The sequence below is a fragment of the Pseudomonas sp. FW305-96 genome, assembly GCF_058783825.1.
Map to the genome: position 1 here is coordinate 40,876 of NZ_JBYSYW010000033.1, position 19,460 is coordinate 60,335.

Annotated in this window: 17 protein-coding genes and 1 riboswitch; of the genes, 5 read left to right on the plus strand and 12 right to left on the minus strand. The window is 66.7% G+C overall.

Annotated elements, in window-relative coordinates; all coding sequences use genetic code 11:
* Positions 1-23: 23 nt before the first annotated feature.
* Both AC3WL2_RS21040 and AC3WL2_RS21045 read right to left on the minus strand, forming a co-directional pair.
* Complete coding sequence (locus AC3WL2_RS21040; protein WP_102684114.1) at positions 24-1,079, minus strand: GlxA family transcriptional regulator; 1,056 nt, start codon at positions 1,077-1,079, stop codon at positions 24-26.
* 138 nt (positions 1,080-1,217) lie between these two features.
* Entirely contained in the window at positions 1,218-3,335 is a 2,118-nt protein-coding gene (locus AC3WL2_RS21045) for a TonB-dependent receptor (RefSeq protein ID WP_102684115.1), read from the minus strand.
* A gap of 107 nt (positions 3,336-3,442) precedes the next feature.
* A riboswitch (cobalamin riboswitch) is annotated at positions 3,443-3,647 on the minus strand.
* A 188-nt stretch (positions 3,648-3,835) separates the two neighbouring features.
* Between AC3WL2_RS21045 and AC3WL2_RS21050 the strand changes: the two genes are divergently transcribed.
* From AC3WL2_RS21050 to AC3WL2_RS21060, 3 genes are all read left to right on the plus strand, one after another.
* The gene (locus AC3WL2_RS21050) at positions 3,836-4,333 is read left to right on the plus strand and encodes a PaaI family thioesterase (protein ID WP_102684116.1); all 498 of its coding nucleotides are present in this window, start codon (positions 3,836-3,838) and stop codon (positions 4,331-4,333) included.
* 65 nt (positions 4,334-4,398) lie between these two features.
* Positions 4,399-4,920, plus strand: a complete 522-nt coding sequence (locus AC3WL2_RS21055; RefSeq protein WP_046855088.1) for a GNAT family N-acetyltransferase — start codon at positions 4,399-4,401, stop codon at positions 4,918-4,920.
* 25 nt (positions 4,921-4,945) lie between these two features.
* Positions 4,946-5,641, plus strand: a complete 696-nt coding sequence (locus tag AC3WL2_RS21060) for a glutathione S-transferase N-terminal domain-containing protein (protein ID WP_102684117.1) — start codon at positions 4,946-4,948, stop codon at positions 5,639-5,641.
* Between the two features lie 40 nt (positions 5,642-5,681).
* Here AC3WL2_RS21060 and AC3WL2_RS21065 read toward each other — a convergent pair whose 3' ends face one another.
* Positions 5,682-7,298, minus strand: coding sequence for an inorganic phosphate transporter (locus tag AC3WL2_RS21065; RefSeq protein WP_102684118.1), 1,617 nt, complete (start codon positions 7,296-7,298; stop codon positions 5,682-5,684).
* Between the two features lie 128 nt (positions 7,299-7,426).
* Here AC3WL2_RS21065 and AC3WL2_RS21070 point away from each other — a divergent pair, with 128 nt between their 5' ends.
* On the plus strand, positions 7,427-7,813 hold the full coding sequence (locus tag AC3WL2_RS21070) for a DUF488 domain-containing protein (protein WP_102684132.1): 387 nt from the start codon (positions 7,427-7,429) through the stop codon (positions 7,811-7,813).
* On the plus strand, positions 7,803-8,234 hold the full coding sequence (locus AC3WL2_RS21075) for a GNAT family N-acetyltransferase (protein WP_102684119.1): 432 nt from the start codon (positions 7,803-7,805) through the stop codon (positions 8,232-8,234). The genes AC3WL2_RS21070 and AC3WL2_RS21075 overlap by 11 nt, the downstream gene beginning before the upstream one ends.
* 4 nt (positions 8,235-8,238) lie before the next feature.
* On the opposite strand, the gene AC3WL2_RS21080 is transcribed toward AC3WL2_RS21075, so the two are convergent.
* From AC3WL2_RS21080 to AC3WL2_RS21120, 9 genes are read right to left on the minus strand one after another with little or no spacing between them, the layout of a single operon-like run.
* On the minus strand, positions 8,239-9,669 hold the full coding sequence (locus tag AC3WL2_RS21080; RefSeq protein WP_102684120.1) for a right-handed parallel beta-helix repeat-containing protein: 1,431 nt from the start codon (positions 9,667-9,669) through the stop codon (positions 8,239-8,241).
* Positions 9,670-9,683: 14 nt separating this feature from the next.
* Positions 9,684-10,793 (minus strand): polysaccharide lyase, encoded by a 1,110-nt coding sequence (locus AC3WL2_RS21085; RefSeq protein ID WP_102684121.1) that lies wholly within the window; start codon positions 10,791-10,793, stop codon positions 9,684-9,686.
* Positions 10,784-12,178 carry an alginate O-acetyltransferase AlgX-related protein gene (locus AC3WL2_RS21090; protein ID WP_102684122.1) on the minus strand — a complete coding sequence of 465 codons (1,395 nt, stop codon included), beginning with the start codon at positions 12,176-12,178 and terminating at the stop codon, positions 10,784-10,786. Before AC3WL2_RS21090 ends, AC3WL2_RS21085 begins: the two co-directional genes overlap by 10 nt.
* Positions 12,179-12,204: 26 nt before the next feature.
* On the minus strand, positions 12,205-12,834 hold the full coding sequence (locus AC3WL2_RS21095) for an alginate O-acetyltransferase AlgF (RefSeq protein WP_102684123.1): 630 nt from the start codon (positions 12,832-12,834) through the stop codon (positions 12,205-12,207).
* A gap of 18 nt (positions 12,835-12,852) precedes the next feature.
* Positions 12,853-13,947 carry an alginate O-acetyltransferase gene (locus tag AC3WL2_RS21100; RefSeq protein ID WP_173862448.1) on the minus strand — a complete coding sequence of 365 codons (1,095 nt, stop codon included), beginning with the start codon at positions 13,945-13,947 and terminating at the stop codon, positions 12,853-12,855.
* Between the two features lie 9 nt (positions 13,948-13,956).
* Positions 13,957-15,384 carry an MBOAT family O-acyltransferase gene (locus AC3WL2_RS21105; protein ID WP_102684124.1) on the minus strand — a complete coding sequence of 476 codons (1,428 nt, stop codon included), beginning with the start codon at positions 15,382-15,384 and terminating at the stop codon, positions 13,957-13,959.
* Positions 15,385-15,396: 12 nt separating this feature from the next.
* On the minus strand, positions 15,397-16,842 hold the full coding sequence (locus tag AC3WL2_RS21110) for an alginate export family protein (RefSeq protein ID WP_102684125.1): 1,446 nt from the start codon (positions 16,840-16,842) through the stop codon (positions 15,397-15,399).
* On the minus strand, positions 16,839-18,287 hold the full coding sequence (locus tag AC3WL2_RS21115; RefSeq protein ID WP_102684126.1) for a tetratricopeptide repeat protein: 1,449 nt from the start codon (positions 18,285-18,287) through the stop codon (positions 16,839-16,841). Before AC3WL2_RS21115 ends, AC3WL2_RS21110 begins: the two co-directional genes overlap by 4 nt.
* A 9-nt stretch (positions 18,288-18,296) precedes the next feature.
* On the minus strand, positions 18,297-19,448 hold the full coding sequence (locus AC3WL2_RS21120; RefSeq protein ID WP_102684127.1) for a PilZ domain-containing protein: 1,152 nt from the start codon (positions 19,446-19,448) through the stop codon (positions 18,297-18,299).
* Between the last annotated feature and the right edge of the window lie 12 nt (positions 19,449-19,460).

A 19,460-nucleotide genomic window follows, 5' to 3' on the forward strand; every position in this document is an offset into this window, starting at 1 on the left:
CTAAGCGCCCCCTCGGTTTGCCCCTAGGCCAAAGAACCCTGGATTTCGGCCAGCGGCACGCTGCGGGCGAAGCGCGCCCGATAGTCTCGCGGGGTCACCGCCAGGTGGCGCTGGAACGCCAGGCGCATGCGCTCCTCGCTGCCGAACCCGCACTGGCGGGCGACCTGCTCGATATGCTGGTCGGAGTTCTCCAGCAAGCGGCGCGCCGCCTCCAGGCGAAACACCTCGATGGCCTTGGCCGGGGTGCGCCCGGTCTTGTGCTTGTACACCCGAGTGAAGTTGCGCAGGCTCATGCGCGCCTGTTCGGCCAGCCGCTCGACCGTCAGGCGCGGGTCGCCCAGATGCTCGCTGAGCCATAGGTGCAGGGTCTCGAAGGCGTCGCTGTCCTCGCCCTGGGCCTTGAGCAGCTCACTGAACTGCGCCTGGCCGCCGGGGCGCTTGAGGAATACCACCAATTCGCGGGCCACCTGCATGGCCACCTCGCGGCCGCAGTCGGCCTCGACCAGGGCCAGCGCCAGGTCGATGCCGGCGCTGACTCCGGCCGAAGTCCATACCTGATCCTGCTGCACGAAGATCGATTCGGCATCCACCTCGATGGCCGGGAAGCGTCGGTGCAGGGCATCGCACATCGCCCAGTGGGTGGCGGCCCGGCGGCCATCGAGCAGGCCGGCGGCGGCCAGCAGGAAGGTGCCGCTGCATACCGAAGCGGTACGTCGGGCGCGTTGGGCGGCCTGGGCTAGCCAGGCGACCAGCTCGGCGTGATCGGGGAGGGTGCGGACGATCTCCGGGGCGCCGGGCACGACCAGCGTGTCGAAGGGCTCGTGCAGCCAGGGCGCCAGTGGCTCGGTGGCGACGGCCAGGCCTTCAGCGGTGGGGACCAGGCCCCCTTCGAGGCTGGCGGTGACCACCCGGTAGCCGGGTAGGCCGCGCGCGGCGCGGGCCTTGGTCGCGGCCCAGAACACCGTCTGCGCGCCGGTGAGGTCGAGCAGGCCCATCTGCGGGTAGGCGAGGAACAGCAAGGTGCGCGGCTGGTCAAGCGCGTGCACGGGCGCTGCGGGAATCTGCGGGATGTCGGTCATGGCGCGCTGCTTGTGGACGGAGCGTAGGCCCTAGTCGAGCAGTTGGCGCGATGATGTTCAAGCACGACGCGATGGCCGTCAGACCTGGGCTCTTGTGGGAGCGGGGCAAGCCCGCTCTCACGCTGTTACCTGGCCGATCTAGAAGCTGTAGTCCACCGTGGCGAAATACGAGCGCGGCGCGCCCAGCAGCCACTGTTCGCCGCTGTAGCTCGACTGGGCGTACTCGCGATCGAACAGATTGTTCACCTGCAGGCCCAGGCGCACGTCGGGCAGCACCTGCCAGCCGATGTTAGCATCGACCACGGTGTAGCCCGGCACGCGTTGGTCATTGGCGGCGCTGGTATAGCGGGCGTCTACGTAGCGCAGGCCAATACCGGTGTCGACGCTTTGCCCGAAGCCTTTGCTCAGCCACAGGTTGGCGGTACGACGTGGGACGTCCTGCGGGTGGTTGCCAGACCGGTCGTAGGAAACGCCTCGGCTGAGCTGAGTGAAGTCATCGTACTTGGCGCGCACCAGGGCAGCGTTACCCGACAGTTGCCATTGATTGCCCAGTGCCAGCTCCAGGCTTGCCTCCAGGCCATCGGAGGTCTGTTGGCCTGCCTGCTGGCTGCGCTTGGAGACCACGTCGTACACCGGCAGCTTCTTCTTGACGATGTGGTAGGCCGCCAACGTCCATTCGCCGCGTCCGTCCCAGAACCGTTGCTTGAGGCCGAATTCGGTCTGCTTGGCTTCGGTCAGTTCAAGGCGTTGCTCCGGGCGCAGGGTCAGCAGGTCACCGACACCATCCTCGCTGGTGGAGTACTGGCCGTACACCGACAGATCGTCAGTCAGCGCGTACACCAGGCCGGCGCGCCAGTTGCCGCCACGCAGGCTCTGGTCTTCGCGAGTGTCCTTCACCAGGTCGTTGCGGTCGATGTGGTTCTGGTCGCGGCGTATGCCGGTGACCAGCGACAGGCGCTCGGTCAGTTGCGTGCGGTTTTCGGCGAACAGCGAGAAGGTGCTGGTTTTCGACAGCGTCTGCGGGCGCGTCGGATCGGCACTGTGGAACCCGCCGGGTGCCGGCCGCCAAGGGTCGAGCGGGTCGGTGTAGCCATCTTCGTAGGGCGAGTTGCTGTCAATGTTGAAGCGGATCTTGTTGTACTCGGCGCCCACCACGGTCTTGCTGGCCAGGCCGAACAGCGAGTGATCGAAGGTGAAGCTCTGGCGGTCGCCGATCTGCTCCTGGTTGTGCTTGATCTCCAGGAAACTGCCGCGCTGGATCACACCGGCATCCCAGGCGTATTCCTCGGCATTGCGCCAGTGGCGACGGCTCTTGATGTAGTACAGCTGGTTGCTGGCGCTGATGCTGTCGCTGATGTTCCAGTCGCTGGTCAGTCGCGTCCATTCATCGTGGTAGCGCTGTTCGTCATTGCTGACGTTGTAGTTCTTGTTGCGCACGCTGCTGCGCAGATGGCCGTCGATCAGCGGCGTGCCGTAGTAGTTGGCAGGTTGCGCGTCGCCGCGTTCGTGGGACAAGGTGAAACTCAGGTCGTCACTGGCATCGAAGCGCAGCGCGCCGGAAAACGCCAGGCTGCGCGAATCGGTGCGGTCGACCCAGCCGTTGCCCGCCTGCTGGTTCAGGGTGGCGCGGTAGCTCAGGCGCTCGCTCAGGCTGCCGCCGCTGTCCAGCCCCAGTTGCTGGCGGTCCCAGGAGCCATAGCCCAGGCGCAGGTGGTTGCGGATATCACCGCTGAAGGGCTTTTTCGGAATCACGTTGACCGTTGCCCCGGTGGCGCCTTCGCCATACAGCACCGAGGCAGGCCCACGGATCACATCGATACGCTCGACCATCCAGGGATCGACCGGGTAGGTGAGGGTGCCGGCACCGGCGTACAGGCGCGACCCGTCGAACAGGGTCATCACCGAACTCTGGCCCGTGAAACCGCGCGCCGACAAGCCGGTGCCGCCATCGCCAGGGGTACCGATGAAGGTGATGCCCGGCGAGCGGGTCACGGCATCCTGCACCGTGGTGTTGTTGCGTTGCATGATCTGCGCGGCGGTGATGCTGCTGGTGCTCGCCGGGGTTTCCAGGGCACTGAGGTTCAGGCGTGAACCGGCCTGGGTGGGGGTGGCCAGGTCGACGGTCTGCGGGTCGCGGCTGTCGGTGATCGCCGTGGAGGGCAGGGTGAGCGCAGGGCTGGGCTGCTCGTCGGCCAGCGCCGGCAGGGACACGGCCAGGCAGGCCGCCAGGGTGTGAAGCTTGTTGATACGGGACATGTCGTTCCACTGCTGCAGGAAAGAATGGATCCCGGTGGAAAACACGCAACGGCGAAGCGCGCGCAGGCGCGCACGCGAATACCGGCCTGCGCCCGCCCACCGCGGGTTGCCAAGTGAAGCCTCAGGCCGGTCTCCGGGCTTGCGAGGGGCATGTAACCTTCACCTTCCCATGCGTGTGCACAGTGGTCTGTCGAAGGGTTCGCTCGCTTACCGTTGCGGGGGCAGCGCCGGACTTGTCGTGGTATCGACTCACCGGCTTCCCGTTTCACCTTGCGCGCGGCGGCGCAGGGCACCTGAAACTGGCGCGCATCTGACCACCGAACGGGCAGAGAGTCAATCGTCTGGATGGGTGGGCTGAATCTTGCTGAATCGCGGTTCAGAGCGGTTGCCGTCAGGCAGGTATTGTCTGCGGCCAGGCCTCGTGGATTGGCGCAGGCCGCGCAGGGCGCTACCATCGGCAGCCAGCCTCCTTATCCAACACCAACAAGCCAAGGACGCGTATGACCGAGCACGCCCTGTCCCTGCAACAACTCGCCGCCCCCGAAGGCATCTGCTACGGCTGCGGCTGTTCCCACCCCAGCGGCCTGCATGTGCAGAGCCACTGGGACGCCGACGGCATCCACCTGTCGTGCCGGCATACCCCCGACCCGACTTTCACCGGCTGGCCCGGCCTGGTCTACGGTGGCCTGCTGGCCATGCTGGTCGACTGCCACTCCAACTGGACCGCCATGGCCTGTCACTACCGTGCCGAAGGCCGCGAACCTGGCACCTTGCCACGTATCGACTGCGTCACCGGCCAGCTTGGCCTGACCTACCTCAAGCCCACGCCCATGGGCGTCGAACTGCTGCTCAAGGCCCGGGTCGAGGGTGAGCTGGGGCGCAAGACCCGGGTGATCTGCGAGGTCTGGGCCGGGGATGTACTGACGGTCACCGCCGATTCGGTATTTGTGCGGGTCGACACCGAGAAGCTCAAGCGCCAGGCCCATGGCGACGCCTGAACTTGCACCCATGGGGTGGGGCTGGCATTGTCGAACGTGACCCGGCTGCCCGACAGGATGTTGCCATGCCCTACCAGATTCGCCCCGCCCGTGACGAAGACTGCGTGGCCCTGAGCCTTGTCGGCCAGGCGACCTTCGCCCTGGCCAGCCCGCCCGATAGCGCGGTCAGCGCCCAGCAACACTACATCGCCCACCATCTCCAGCCCGAACATTTCCAGGCGCACCTGGAGCACCCGCACAAGCGGTTGCTGGTGGTCGAGCGGGATGGCCAGGTGCTGGGCTACAGCATGCTCGACCTGGCGCCCGGCAAGCTGGGTATTGCCGAGGCCGATCAACTGGCGGAAATCTCCCGCTGCTATGTACTACCCTGCGCCCATGGCACCGGCGCCGCGCAATTGTTGCTCGCCACCACCCTGGCCCAGGTCGATGGCCAGGCGCGCCTGACAGTCAATGAGCTGAACGCCCGGGCGATCGGTTTCTATCAGCGCAACGGCTTTCGCAAGGTGGGCGAGGCGATCTTCCCTTGCGGCGACGAGCGGCACCGCGACTGGGTGATGGTCAGGATGGCCGAAGATCATCTAGATTGAACGCTTCCAACGCGAAGGCACCCCCATGACCGAACTTTCCGCATTCCCCATCACCGGTAAATGGCCGGCGCGACACCCCGAGCGCCTGCAACTGTACTCGCTGGCCACGCCCAACGGGGTCAAGGTCTCGATCATGCTCGAGGAAATCGGCCTGCCCTACGAGGTGCACAAGGTCAGCTTCGAAACCGAGGACCAGTTGAGCCCCGCGTTCATCTCCCTGAGCGCCAACAACAAGATCCCGGCGATCCTCGACCCCAATGGGCCGGGGGGCCAACCGTTGCCATTGTTCGAGTCGGGGGCGATCCTGCAGTACCTGGCCGAGAAGAGCGGCCAGTTGCTGAGCCAGGACCCGGCCCAGCGCTACCAGACCCTGCAGTGGCTGATGTTCCAGATGGGCGGCATCGGGCCGATGTTCGGCCAGGTGGGGTTCTTCCATTTCTTCGCGGGCAAGGAGTACGAGGACAAGCGTCCGCGAGACCGCTACGTCAATGAGTCCAAGCGCTTGCTGGCGGTGCTCGACCGCCACCTGCAAGGGCGGGAGTGGATGGTCGATGCATACAGCATCGCCGATATCGCCATCTTCCCCTGGGTGCGTAACCTGGTGGAGCGCTACAACGCGCGGGAGCTGGTGGAATTCGACACGTTCAAGGAAGTGCAGCGGGTGCTGGCGCGGTTCCTCGAGCGCCCGGCCGTGCAGCGTGGCCTGAAGATTCCGGCATGACCTCGTCGGAGGGCTGCGCGGCAGCCCCCGTCGCACCTCCTCAGAGGATCTGGTTCAGCAACCAGTACAAGCACCCCGCCAGCAGCATCGCCGCCGGCAACGTCAGCACCCAGGCCATCAGCAGGTTGACCAGCGTCTTGCGTTGAATCCCCGAGCCGTTGGCCACCATGGTCCCGGCCACCCCCGAACTCAGTACGTGGGTGGTCGATACCGGCAGGCCGAACATATCCGCCGCGCCGATGGTGCACATCGCCACCACCTCGGCCGAAGCGCCCTGGGCATAGCTCAGGTGGGCCTTGCCGATCTTCTCGCCCACCGTCACCACGATGCGCCGCCAGCCGACCATGGTGCCCAGGCCCAGGGCGATGGCCACCGCCACCTTGACCCACAGCGGGATATAGCGGGTGGCGTCGTCCAGCTGGCGCTTGAACAGCTGCACGTGGCGGGCGGTATCAGCGTCGTAGCGGGCCAGCTGGTGCTTGTCGATCTGGCGGATGGCTTCGCTGGCCAGGTACATGTCGTTGCGCACGTTGGCCATGGCCTCGGCCGGCACGCGCTTGAGCGAGCCATAGCCCTTGACCTCCTCGCCGATCATGCCAGTCAGCGCGGCCAGCGCCGGCAGCAGCTCGGGGCTGGCCTTCGGGGTGGCGACGAACGCGGTCAGCACCTGGCGCGGATCGGCCGGGGCGGGCGCGGGCGCGGCCCGTACCAGCGCCTGGCGGGTGACCTCGGCGACGGCCGAGAACTGCAGGGCCTGCTCGTTGGGCATGGTCTTGTTCAGGGCATAGGCCATCGGCAGGGTGCCGACCAGGATCAGTATGATCAGGCCCATGCCTTTCTGCCCGTCGTTGGAGCCGTGGGCGAAGGACACGCCGGTACAGGTGAGGATCAGCACGCCGCGGATCCACCAGGGCGGCGGCGTCTGGCCTTCTGGTGCCTGGTACAGCTCGCGGCGCTTGACCAGCGCGCGCAGGGCGAGCAACAACAAGGCGGCGCAGGCAAAGCCGATCAAGGGCGAGAGCAGCAGGGCGTAGCCAACCTTGCTGGCCTGGGCCCAGTCAACGCCGCTGGTGCCATCGCGCCCGTGCATCAGCGCGTTGGCCACCCCCACGCCGATGATCGAGCCGATCAGGGTATGCGAGGACGAGGCCGGCAGCCCCAGCCACCAGGTGCCGAGGTTCCAGATGATCGCCGCCAGCAGCAGGGCGAAGACCATGGCGAAACCGGCCGTCGAGCCGACCTGCAGGATCAGCTCCACCGGCAGCAGGGCGATGATGCCGAAGGCCACCGCGCCGCTGGACAGCAGCACCCCGAGGAAATTGCACAAGCCCGACCACACCACCGCCACCGAAGCTGGCAGTGAATGGGTGTAGATCACCGTGGCGACGGCGTTGGCGGTGTCGTGGAAGCCATTGACGAACTCGAAGCCCAGGGCGATCAGCAGGGCCAGGCCCAGCAACAGGAAAGGGGTGACGGTGGTGACGACGGTGCCGCTGGCGCTGACATCCTGCTTGAGGCTCCAGAAGGTGTAGGCCAGGCCCGCCAGCAGCAGGCCGAAGAACAAGGTGAGGGTTGCGCGTCCGGGTTTGTGGGCAAGGAGTGGGCCTGGGGGGCGCAGGCTCAGGTCGGGCTGGCTGGCCAGTGACGGGGTTGCCATGAGGGCTCCGGTTGGCGTCGGGCGGTGGTGCCGAAGGTATACAGCATAGAAACAATTCGTTACCGGGCCGTGACCTCGATCAATGAAGGCCCTAGGCTGGTAGGGGAACGATGTCGCAGGAGTACCTGATGATCCGCTGCAAACGCGTCTATGAAAGCGTCGAGGTGCAGGATGGCCAGCGCGTGCTGGTCGATCGCCTGTGGCCCCGCAATAAGCGCAAGGAAGACCTGCATGGGCAGTGGTTGCGCGAAGTCGCGCCCTCCGATGCACTGCGCAAGGCATTTCACGCCGGTGAATTGGACTTTGCAGCCTTTGTCCAGCGCTATCAGCAGGAACTGGCCGCCCACCCCGAGCACTGGTATCCGTTGCTGGACCTGGCCGGTAAAGGCAATTTGACCTTGCTCTACGCTGGCAAGGATACCGAGCACAACAATGCCCAGGTCCTGGCCCGGTGGCTGGAGGATGAGCTGGAGCGCCGTAGCCCGGCCAGTTCACCGGTGTGCTATGCCCCTTGAACTGATTCCCGCCAGCGATGACTACCTGACGTTTGCCCGCGACCTTACCCGCCGCGCCATGCTGCCGTACTACCGCGAGTTCGACCTGCTGTGGATCGAGGAAGCCTTCGACGAGGCCTGGGGCTGGCGCGAACAGTGGTTGGTGGTCGAGGACGATCAGGTACTGGGGTTCTGCAGCCTCAGTCAGGATCGCCAGGCGTTGTTCATTCGCGAGTTGCACCTGTTGCCCGAATATCGAGGCCGCGGCGTGGGCGGCTGGGTGCTGGAGGAACTGGCCGCCTGGGCGGCGCAACGCCGGCTGCCATGGCTGCGGCTGATGGTGTTCGCCAGCAACCCGGCGCGGCGCCTGTACCAGCGCCGGGGCTTCGTTGAAGTGGGCATGGACGAGTGTTTCGTGCGGATGCAGCGCCCGGTCGCCTGAGCTACTACTGACGCAGCCGCACCATCCGCCCCTGGACCAGCGTCGCCTCCAGCACTTGTCCCTGCAGCGCCAGCAGGTCACCGGCCAGCAGGTTCTGCAGCAGCGCCTTGCCGTCGAAGGTATTGTTCCCCAACTCGACCTCCCGCAGTCCCTCGACCCGCACCACCGCCTTGCCCACCTGTCCCAGGCGATTGCCACTGAGCAGCAGCGGGCCCGGCAGGGGCGTGGCATTGCGCAGGCTGACGGCGTACTCCGGTGTGTTGCCGATGCGATTGCCGACCAGGGCCAGGGCCGCCACCTCGCTGGCGTCCACCGCGCTGCCCTGGCTGCTGGCCAGCAGGTTGTCGTCGATCAGCAGCGGCGCCTCGGGCGTGGGCGCCAGGTTGCGCAGCTGGATGCCGTTGCCCCGGCTGTCGCCGATACGGTTGCCCGCCAGCCACACGGCGCCGCGCTGGTCGCTGATTTCGATGGCGGCCTTGGCGGCGCCAAGGATCAGGTTGCCCTCGACCAGCGCCCGGGTCTGGCCGCGCAAGCGCACGCCGCTGTTGTTGTCGATGCCCCGCACCTGATTGTCATGCAGGTGCAACTGGCTGTCGCGGGCGTCGATGGCGTATTGCTGCGAGCCTTCGAAGCGGCTGCCGGCGATGGTCGCCTGGCTGTGTTGCAGCTCCACCGCGCTGGACAATTCGCTGAACTGACTGCTTTCGATCAGCAGCGTGGCGGGGCGCGTACCGGCGGGTTGCTGGGTACTCAGCGCGGTGCTCAGGCCCCGGGACAGGTTGGCGTTGTAGCCCAGGCGCCGGAGCGTCGAGCCGATCACCTGGGTGTGGCTGCCGGCCCAGGCCACCACGAAGGGGCGCCAGGCGCGATCGGTGTTGCCCGGTTTGTCGCCGGTCACGCTCTCCAGTGTCGAACGCTCCAGCCCCAACCAGCCCTGGTTGATCAGCGCGGTGCCGGAAAAACTGTACAGGTAGAGATGGGCGCCCTCGAGCAGCAGCCCGGCATCGGCGCCGATCATCAGCGGGTAGCTGAGCAGGTAGCCATCCTTGTAGGGCCTGAGCACCCGCGGATCGCGCAGCGCGTCGTGCAGTTGCGCCAGGGTGATGCTGCCACCGCGCAGTACCACGGCCTGCGGGTGGTGCGCCTGGTAGCCGGCGATGGCGCGGAACAGGCCATTGTTGACGAATGGCTCGAACGGCCAGCTGCCGGCCTGGGACGAGAACATCGGTTGCAGGCTCACGCTGGCGCGGCCTGCGGGAGGCGCTCGACGGGCCTGTTCGAAGCTTACGGCCTGGCGGACCTGGCGGCGCAGTTGGTCCAGCTGTTGCTGGTGCTGCGCCTGGGGCAGGGTGTCCATTACCGGCGCGGCCTGGGCGGTCGTCGCCAGCAGCAGGGCGGCCAGGCAGGAGAGGGAAAAACGGCTGAACGGTGCCATGGAAACGTCCTTGATCAAGGCAGGGTGGGGTAGGCCGGTTTGAGCAGGCCACCGATCTGGCTGTAGTTGTCCACCTCACCGTCCTCGCTGTCGTACAGCTGGCGGGCGAGGGCGTGCCCGGGCCGGCGGGCGAGGAACGGGATCAGCCAGGCCAGCTTGTACGGCGCGACTTCGGCCTGGCGCTGGCCCTTGAGTTCGGGCAGGGTGTCCGGGGCGAGCACGCTGCTTGCGGCGAAACTGGCCAGTTGGTCGAGGATGCGCTGGTCGTCGTCGCTCCAGGGCAGGCCATTGGCGCGCGCCGATTCGCTCAGCAGCACCAGCGGCACCAGGGCGTACTGGCTGTAGTTGGCAGCCAGCCTGCTGCGCGCCACCTCCAGCGGCAGGTAGGCCTGGTCGCCCCTGCGCACGGCCTGGGCCAGGCCCCGGCGCAGGTTGCCGTCGGCCCAGCGGATGAAATCGTCGCGGCCCACCAGCATGCCGGCGGCGGCCACCGCCCAGGCGGCCCAGTAGTCGTGGTTGTTGAAGTACACGGTGGTGGACTGGCGGCGCGGGTTGTACTCGCGCATCACCTGTTCGCCAAGCTGGCTGAACCAACGGTGCTGCACGGGAGTGAGGCGGACCTTGCCGTCGGCCGCCGCCTGGGTCAGCAGCACCGCGCCGGCCATGGCCGCCAGCGCCCACTTGCGCGCCGCCATGCCGGTGTTGCTGGCATCCGGATCGAGTAGGGCACCGGCTTGCGCCCAATGCTCCAGCCACTGCTCCTGGCAGGCCAGGGCCATGTTGGCCTCCTGGGGCTTCTTCGCCTTCTGGAAGCGCTTGCCGGCCTGGATCACGCCTGCGATGAACTGTTTGACCTGCCGGGCAATGCGCTCGCTGTCGGCGTCGGGCGCGGCGCGCAAGGTCGACTTGCTGGCGTCGCGTTGGTCGTACTTGCTCTGCAGGTGCAGGCTGCCGGTATAGGGTGGTGGCGGTTGCTTGCTGCAGGTCAGGCTCTGGTAGTCGGCGATCAGGGCCGACTGCGCGGTGGCGCGGGCGGGCCAGATGGTTTGCGCAGCATGGCTGGGGAGGGGCAGCAGGGCGGTTGCAAGCAGCAGGGGCACCCCTGTCAGCGATTTCACAGGCACAGGCGCGTCTCCACATCAGTGGCGGCCGTGCCGGCCTTGGTCGGCTCGAGGAATACCGAGAGCAGGTTGGCGCCGGCGAACTCGGGCGCCCGGCTCAGCTCCAGGTAGTACTGGCCGCCACCGACCGCCGCCTCGCGACGGAACCACACCTTGTCGCGGGCACCGTTGTCGTAATAGACGATGATGTAGAAGTCCTTGACGTTCCTGTCGCTCAGGCGGATGTCGAGAAAGCCCTTGGACACCGCCTGCCGGGCACTTCCGGCATTGCTCAGCAGTTCGATGCGCTCGCCGACCTGCAGTGCCGGACGCTGCAGTTTCGTGCCCAGTAGCTCTTTGGACGTCTTGCAGCCACCGTGTATCGCGGGCACCAACTGGCGATACATCAAGGGCGAGTCCAGCCGGTAGTTGGCCGGCAGTTCCCAGACGATCAACTTGGGCGGCGCCTCGGGCTTGTAGTCGGCGGACAGCAGATATTCCAGGAGCGAGCCGTCCTCGCCCACGCCGGGCAGTGCATAGTTGAGCACATCCGTCTGCAGGTACTGTTTCAGGTAGCCGTCGAAGTTGAACTGCTTGCTCTCGTCCTCACGAGCCGCGGCATTGCTGTCGCCGACCAGGATCACCTCAGGGTCGGGCGCTTCGTCGAACAGGGCATCGCTGCTATCGGCCACAGGCACGGTCTGGTAGCCGCGTACGTACTGGAACCCGTAGTTGTTGCCGCAGATGTAGCTCAGGGCCAGGTTCAGCGTGCCGTCCTTGGGTACCATCACGCCGGGCTCGGTGCTGTAGCGTTTCTTGCTCAAGCCACTGTAGAACGGCTGGCGGCGGATCTCTTCGGCCATCAACCTGGCCGTGGCCTCGGCGCCGGCCGGCGTCCAGTGGTGGTCGCGGCGGAAGAAGTATTCGCCCTGAGGCGGCTGGCGCACCAGCTGCATCATCGGCGCCACCAGCGCGCCGCCTTGGCGCAGTTGCCCCAGGTAGGTGTTGAGGTTGCGGCTGGCGCGTTCGAAGTCGAAGCCATGCAACTGGTCGGTGTAGAGCTTGTCGCGGTGCATCAGGCCGCGGGTCGGCTGGACCGCCATGGCCACCTGGATACCCTGGCGGTGGAATGCGTCCATCAGCCGGGCGAACTCCGGGCGCATGGGCGCGGGAATGCCGAAGTCGTTGGTCAGATCGACCATCGAGCGGAACAGCCAGCGCTCCTTGCCGGGGACGATCTGACGCATCAGCTTCATGCGCCCTTCGGCATAGTGCTGCGGTTCGGCCAGGGCCGGGCAGACCATGCACTGCAGGTTCTCGCAGCCGGGCCGGGCGGGCTCGGCGGCCTGGCCGGGCAGGGCCGTCAGCGCCAGGGTGGCCGCCAGGCCAAGGGGGAGGAAGGTGTTCATGGGCCAGTCATCCTTGCGGCGGTGTGTCACTCGGTCGGGTCGATGCTGTTGGCCAGGCTCAGGCTGCGATTGCCAGGCAGCAGCACGTAGCTGTAGGAGCGGCCTTTCTTGAGAAACAACTCGTCGAAGCTGGCCACTTCCTGACCGCCGACATAGGCGGCGAAGTCGATCTTGATTTCGTTGACCATGCGCGCGCCAGTCTGGCCCTTGCTCAGGGCCTTGACCACCTCGTGCTTGCCGTCGGCGGTGCGCAGCGTGGCCTGGGCCGGGGTCAGGTTGTAGAAGGCCACCTGGGCCTTCTTCGGCTCGTTCACATACTGGTCGGCAATGAGCTGCAGTTGCTTGCCGTCGTACACCACGGTGCTGGCGGCGTTGGCCGCCAGGGTCGGCTCGATGGCCGTGGCGCCGATGCCGATCCGGTGTACCCCGGCCGGCACGAAACGGTAGCCGCTGAGCTGCCCCGGGGCGACCTTCTGCGCATTGAGCTTGCCGCTGAGGGCCACGTCGATGCTGTTGTCGGACAGGTTGAGCACGCGCACGAAGGCCGAGTCGGCCGGGGCCACGGCGTCGTACAGGTCGGCATTGCCGTCGGCGGCCAGAGCGGTGTGGCTGGCGGTGGTCAGGGCCAGGGCGGTGAACAGGGGCGAAAGCTTCATCAGGTTCTCCTTGGGACGTCAGAAATGCGCGGGCTGGGCGTCGCGGGCAAGCGCGCCGGGGCGATGGGCAAGCAGGGTGCGCAGGGGAAACTCCCAGATCACGGTGTCGATCTGCGGGTTGTGCAACTGGTCGCTGGCGAGGAACTGGTTCATCGCCTCGAACGGCCCTCGGGCCTCTACGGCGACAGACAACAGGTCACGGTTGAGCGCTTCCTTGAGGAAACCGACGAAGTTCCAATCGTCGATCTTGCTGTAGCTGGTGCCCACCAGCAGCAGGCTCTGCGCCTGTTCGGCGAACAGCTCGTCACTGCCCTGTGCGGCCTTGAGGGTTTCGTACAGTTCGATCGGATTGCCGCCGAACTGTGGCGCCAGGCGGGCATGGTCGAACTGCAGGTAGTTCATCAGGTCGCCCTTGACCGTCTTGTCGCCGGCCTTGTGCGAGACATACACCTGGTCACCGAGCAGGCGCGGGCGCTGGCGTGCCAGTTCATAGGCCGACAGCCGCGCGCCGTCCGGGCTCCAGTGAGTGTCGGACTTGAGGAACAGGCGCGGGCCGGTCAGGTTGCGCAGGTAGGCGTCACGCAGCGGCACCACATCCAGGCGGCGCAGTTGCAGGTCGGCGACGAAGCGGTCGTAGAGGCTGGCCACCCGTGGGTCGAAGGCGCGCCCGGCATGGCTGGCATAGATATCCAGCTTCATCGGCAAGGGCAGCAGCACCAGGTGCTTGCCGTGCTCGGCCAGTTGTTGCTCGACCTGGGCGATCTGTTTCAGCTGGCTCGCCAGGTTGGCGTCCAGGTCGTTGGGCACGCGGTACTCCTGGCTGGTGTAGAGCCAACCGTCCTTGCCCAGCACCACGCCCTGGGTGCCCTCGCCGAACAGCTGGAAGCGTGCGTCGGCCCACAGTTGAACCGAGGGTTCGCGCAGGAAGAAGCGCTTGTCGTAGACCTGCTCGAACTTGCGCAACAGCTTGCCGTCGACGAACAGGTTCCAGCTGTCGGTCTGGGCGCGGGCGAAGCTCAGCACTGGCGGCAGCGAGTAGACGAACATCGCCGCCAACGCCAGGGCGAATATCACACCGTTGGCCTTGCTGGCCGTCTTCATCACCGGGTACACGGCACTCTCCTAGAACTGGAAATACAGGAACGGCGAAAACGAACTGGCCGCCAGGCTGCTCAGCGCCAGCAGGAAGCCCGCCCACAGCAGCAGGCTGTGCAGCACCCCGACATGACGCATGAAGTAGCCGTCCTGGTTGCCGGCGTAGAAGCGCACGTTGTTGATCCCGGCCAGGATCAGCCAGGCGACTGCCACCAGGGCGAAGGCCATGGCCATCTTCGAGGCGCCGAGCACGTACAGCTCCAGCGAGCCGAAGCCGTTCAGGCCCAGCAGCGCCCGGTAGATGTCGAGGCTGTGGCGCAGGTCCATGGTGAAGAACAGCGGCATGCTCAGGATGATCAGCAGCGCGGTGCGCAGGTTGCGGCCCAGGCGGTACGGCGTGCTGACCTTGGTGGCCAGGCCGAACGTGCGCTCCAGCACCATGCCGATGCCGAAGAACAGCCCCCAGCAGATGAAGGCGAAGCTCGCCCCGTGCCACAGGCCCGACAGCAGCATGGTCCACACCAGCGCCGGCAGGGCGCCGGCCACGCGCTTGCGCACCAGGGGCATGTAGACGTAGTCGCGCAGGAAATGCGCCAGGGTCATGTGCCAGCGCGACCAGAACTCGGTGATGCTTTGCGACACATAAGGCTGGTTGAAGTTTTCCGGGAAGCGGAACCCCATCATCAGCGCGAGGCCCAGGGCCATATGGCTGTAGCCGGCGAAGTCGAAATACAGCTGCAGCGTCGACACCACCAGGCCGAACCAGGCATCGCTGAACTGCAGGCTGCCTTCGCCGATGAACAGCACGTTGATCGGCGCCAGGCGGTCGGCAATCAGCACCTTCATGATGAAACCGAGCATGAACCGGCACACGCCCAGCGAGAACAGCTCCAGCGAGTGGCTGCGCTGGCGCAACTGCGGGGCCAGCTGGCTGTAGCGCAGGATCGGCCCCGCCACCAGGTGCGGGAACAGTGCGACGAAGGCGGCGAAGTCGATGAAGCTGCGCGTGGGCGTGGCGTCCTTGCGGTAGATGTCGACGATGTAGCTCAGCGCATGGAACACATAGAACGAGATGCCCAGCGGCAGGAAGATGTTCTCCAGGGTCCAGGTGTCGATGCCCAGCGGCGCCAGCAGCAGGGCCAGCATCTCGGCACCGAAGTTGGCGTACTTGAAGTAGCCCAGCGTCGCCAGGTTGCCGGCCACGCCCAACCACAGCAGGCGCAGGGCCCAAGGCTTGTCCGCGGCGTCCAGGCGTGCCTTGATGCCCAGGCCGAACGCGTAGTTCCAGGCGGTGATGGCGACGAACAGCAGCAGGAAGTCCGGGCGCCACCAGGCGTAGAATACGTAGCTGGCGGCAACGATCACCAGCGAGCGCCACCGCGGCCGGGCCAGGTAGTAGATAGCCAGGAACAGCGGCAGGTAGAGGAACAGGAATACGTTGGAGGCGAAGATCATGCAGGCCCGTCCTTAGTAGCTGATCACCACGCCGACACTCAGCTGGTAGTCGTCACCGCTGTCCAGCGCGCTGCCTGCGTTGAGGTAGCTGGCGCTGACCAGGGTGTTGACGTCCAGGTGCTTGCCGTCGAGGGCTACCGGGAACATCTTCCAGTAGTAGTTGAGGTCGATCATCTGGCCGACGTTGTCGCCCTTGCCGTGCAGCCCGGCGTTCAGTTCGCTCTGGCGTCGGGCGCGGACATCGGCGGCCATGCGGATCGGCAGCGCGCCGCCCTCGTCGCGCAGGTTGAGCTGGGTCACCCGCAGGTCCAGGGCGCTGCGCGCGGTGGGGCGGGTCTCCAGGGCGAAGCCGTAGTAACTCAGGTTGCGCAGGTCGAGGGCGACGAACGCACTGGTCAGGCGCGTGCTGTACGAGCCCTGGCGGGTGATGCGGTCGGACTGGATCGGGTTGAGGCGGAAGCCGTCGTTGTCGTCGTCCGGCTTGTCGGTCAGGCCGCCGCGCAACGCCAGGCGCGGGGTCCAGGGCAGCGTCTCGAAGCGCTTGCCGACCTCGCCCAGCGCCGCCCAGCCTTTGCTGGCGTGGCCGGTGCTGATGATGCCGTTGCCGGCGGTGTTGTCCATCTTGCCGTCCAGGGCCGCCAGTTCCAGGTGGTAGTCAGTGGCCAGGGGCAGGTTGTCGCCCTTGAAGAACAGTCCGTAGCGCCAGCCCTTGAAGTCGTAGCGATCGTCGACGTCGTGGTCGCTGCGGTCGTTCTCCTGCATCAGGCGCACCCCGACCTGGTTGTTCGGGCTCCAGCGATAGGCGTACTGGCCCATCAGGTACAGCGTGCGCTCTTCGCTCGCGGCCAGCGAATTGACGTCGGTGTTGTAGTTGTGGAATTTCTGCCCGAACGCGACGAAAGCGTCGGAGAAGGTGTCCTGGTAGTCGAAGCGCACCGACTCCAGGCTGTCGTCCCACCAGATGCCGTAGTCGTCGGCGAAACGTTGGCGGCCGAACGACAGCGAGAAGCGCGGGTCGTCGCCGATCAGGTTGCGTTTGACGTACAGCTCGCGCAGTTCGGCGTACCAGCCCTCGGGTTGTTCGCGGGCATTGTTGTTGGTCGACTCGTTCGCCAGGTTACTCGACTGGCTGGAGTCGTAGTTCAGCCACAAGCGGCCATAGACCATCCACCTGGCCCAGCGTTTTTCCGGCGAGTACCAGGCGAACGACGGCTCGTAGCGCAGGCTGTAGAAACTCTCGCGGTCGCGGCCGACCTGGGAGTCCTGCGGCCCGTAGCCGGTCTGCAGGGTGAGCTTGTTGAAGAACTCCGAGGTGATCACCGGCTCGCTGCCGTCAACGGTCGCGACGCGTATCGGCGCGCTGCTGTCGGCCTCGGGGCCGGTGACTTCCTCGGCTGCCAGCACCGTCAGCGGCGCCAGGGCGAGCAGGGCGCCGAGCAGGGGTGGGTGCGCTTTCACAGGGTGGGCTCCTTCAACAGATCGTTGCGCACGGCCAGGGCGCGCTCGATGTCATCCTTGGGCAAGGTCTTGTCCAGCCGTTTGATCAGGCCACGGGCGCGGGTCTCGCCGAGGTCGAGGGCGATGCGGGCGTAGGTGTAGGCCTTGACCGGGTCGTGGCAGATGGCCCGGCCGCGCAGGTGCACGGTGGCCATGCGGTACCAGGCGGCGGTCGAACCCTGCTCTGCCTGTTGCCGCCAGATGGCCAGGGCGCGCTCCTGGTCGGGCTGGTCGAGGCCGCCCTTGCTGTAAAGGTCACCCAGGAGCAGGTGGGCGTCCGGGTAGTGGGCGGCGATCAGCTCGTCGATCAGTGCATGGGCCTTGTATGGGTCCAGGGTCAGCCAGTTATTGACCATGTAGAACTGGGCATCCAATGCCTTGGCGCGGGTCGGGTCCTTGGCCCTTACCTGGGTGATCAGCGCCTGGGCCTGTTCGGCGTTGTGCTCGGTGGGGTTGGAGATCATGAAGTTGGCCTTGGCCACCAGCGCTGGCAGGTAGCCACGGGCGACGGCGTTGTCCAGCCAGCGCTGGGCCTCGGCGATGCCGTCGGCGCGCAGCTGGTCGTCGGCCTTGTCGCGGGCCAGTTGCTCGGCCGTCGGCTCGACCTTGGCGCCCATGGCGCGGCCCTGGCGCTGCTCGCGTTCGGCGTCCAGTTCGGCGCGGGTGGTGCCGTGGATGCTGTCCAGCAGCGCACCGATGCGCTGCACCACCTCCACCGGCAGGCTGGTCATCTCCGGCTCCAGGCTGCGGGCGAAGGCGAGGAAGGCCGGGTCCTGGCGCTCGCCGAGGAAGCGGTAGTAACGCTCGATGCCGCGCGGGTCGATGCGTGCCGCCTGCTGGTACCAGCGCTCGGCCGCGGCGCGGTCGCCCTGGCGGTCGGCGACCACGGCGCGATACAGCTCCGGGCGGCAGTTGAGCAGGCAGCTCTGTTCGTACAGCGCCAGCAGTTCGGCGGCTCGCTCGCCGGGGAACAGCTGCGGATAGACCAGGAACACCTCCAGGCTAGTGCTGGTGCTGCGCGGATCACGGTCGTTGGGGTAGCGGGCCAGGGCCTGGCGCACCCATGCTTCGTGACTGCGCTGCAGGCGCGGGGTGCGGTCGAGCAGGCGTGCCAGCGAGGCCAGCGCCGGGATCTGGCCGTGGCCGTCGGCGAAGGCCTCCTGATACAGGCTCACGATGTCCTGGCGGCTGGCACTGTCGCTGTTGGCCAGCACATCGCCAAGCAGTTGCTTGGAGGCCAGGTCGCCACGCTCGGCGAGGGCGCGCAGGTCGCTGGTGACGTCGGCGCCCGGGTCCTTGTACAGCGCGTAGCGGATCTGCTCCAGGCTCTGCCCGGCCCAGCCGCTGCCTGCGCAGACCAGGCCGAGGCCGGCCAGCAACAGGCGCGGGGCGTTCTTGGCGTTCATGACCGGCCCTCAGTTGCCGCTGCCGAACGGCAGGCCCAGGTACAGGTCGACCGCCACGGCCTTCTGGTAGGCAGCCGCCGGCAGCGGGCTGTCCGGCTGGATGGTCAGCGCCAGGTTGTGGTTCAGCTCGTCGGAGCGGGCGTCCACCACCTTGCCGCTGAAGTGCTGGTCGAGGCCGAACACCTGCATGTCCACCGAGCGCACGCGGCTGACATCGGCGAGCTTGTCGAACGGCACGTTGGCGCGCACGAACATGGCCTCGCCCTTGGGCAGCAGGTGCATCATCGGCGCGGCCTTGTAGCCATAACCATCCAGCGGTTGCGATGGGTACCAGACCTGGCAGTCGCACGGGCTGTTGATCACCGTCTCGACGCTGGCGCGGCCCAACAACGCCTGCAGGTCGCCCGGGGCGAGGTCGGCCAGGGCTTTCATGTCCGCCGGGCTGGTGAAGCTGGTGGCCAGCTGGGTGGAGATGTTCGCCAGTGGCTGGCCGGCCTGCACTTCGCTCGCACCGGCGGGCAGCAGGTACTTCACGTAGCCGTTGTCCGGCATGCTGATGACCTGGGCGTTGCTCGCCACCGTGGCCTGCAGCGCCGGGATGCGGAAGAACAGCAGATAGCCCTTGTAGCCGACGAAGCCCAGCGCGGCCAGGCCGGTGGCGGTGTACAGCGCGGTGCCGGCGATGGCCTTGAGGCGCTCGCCCGGCGTGCGCGCGCGGGCTTGCTGGTGCTTGCGCGCCTTGATGTAGTTTTCCCGCTGCATCACGTTGAACAGGCCGTTGATGTCGGCAACCTCGCCCGACAGGTAGGCGCTGATCAGGTAGCGCAGGATGTCGCGTTTTTGTGCGTCGAGGTCGACGAACTGCGCGCCGACCTCCTTGCCGCGCTGGGAGACGATGCGCACCTTGCCTTCGATCGCCAGGTCGACCTGGTTCAGACGCAGTTGGATCGACGCGTCGTACAGCGCGCCGATGGTCAACGGCGCTTCGTGCAGCAGGCCGATGCCGCCGAGCGAGATGTCGGCAAGGTCCGCTTCGAATGGCTCGCCCACGGCGCCGCGCAGGTGTACACGGGCGTTCATGCGGGTGCGCACGTACTGACGCTCGTCGATGGCTTCGTGGACAATGTTGGCCGGGGCCGCGGGGGTATTGGAAGTACTCATGTGCAGGCGCCT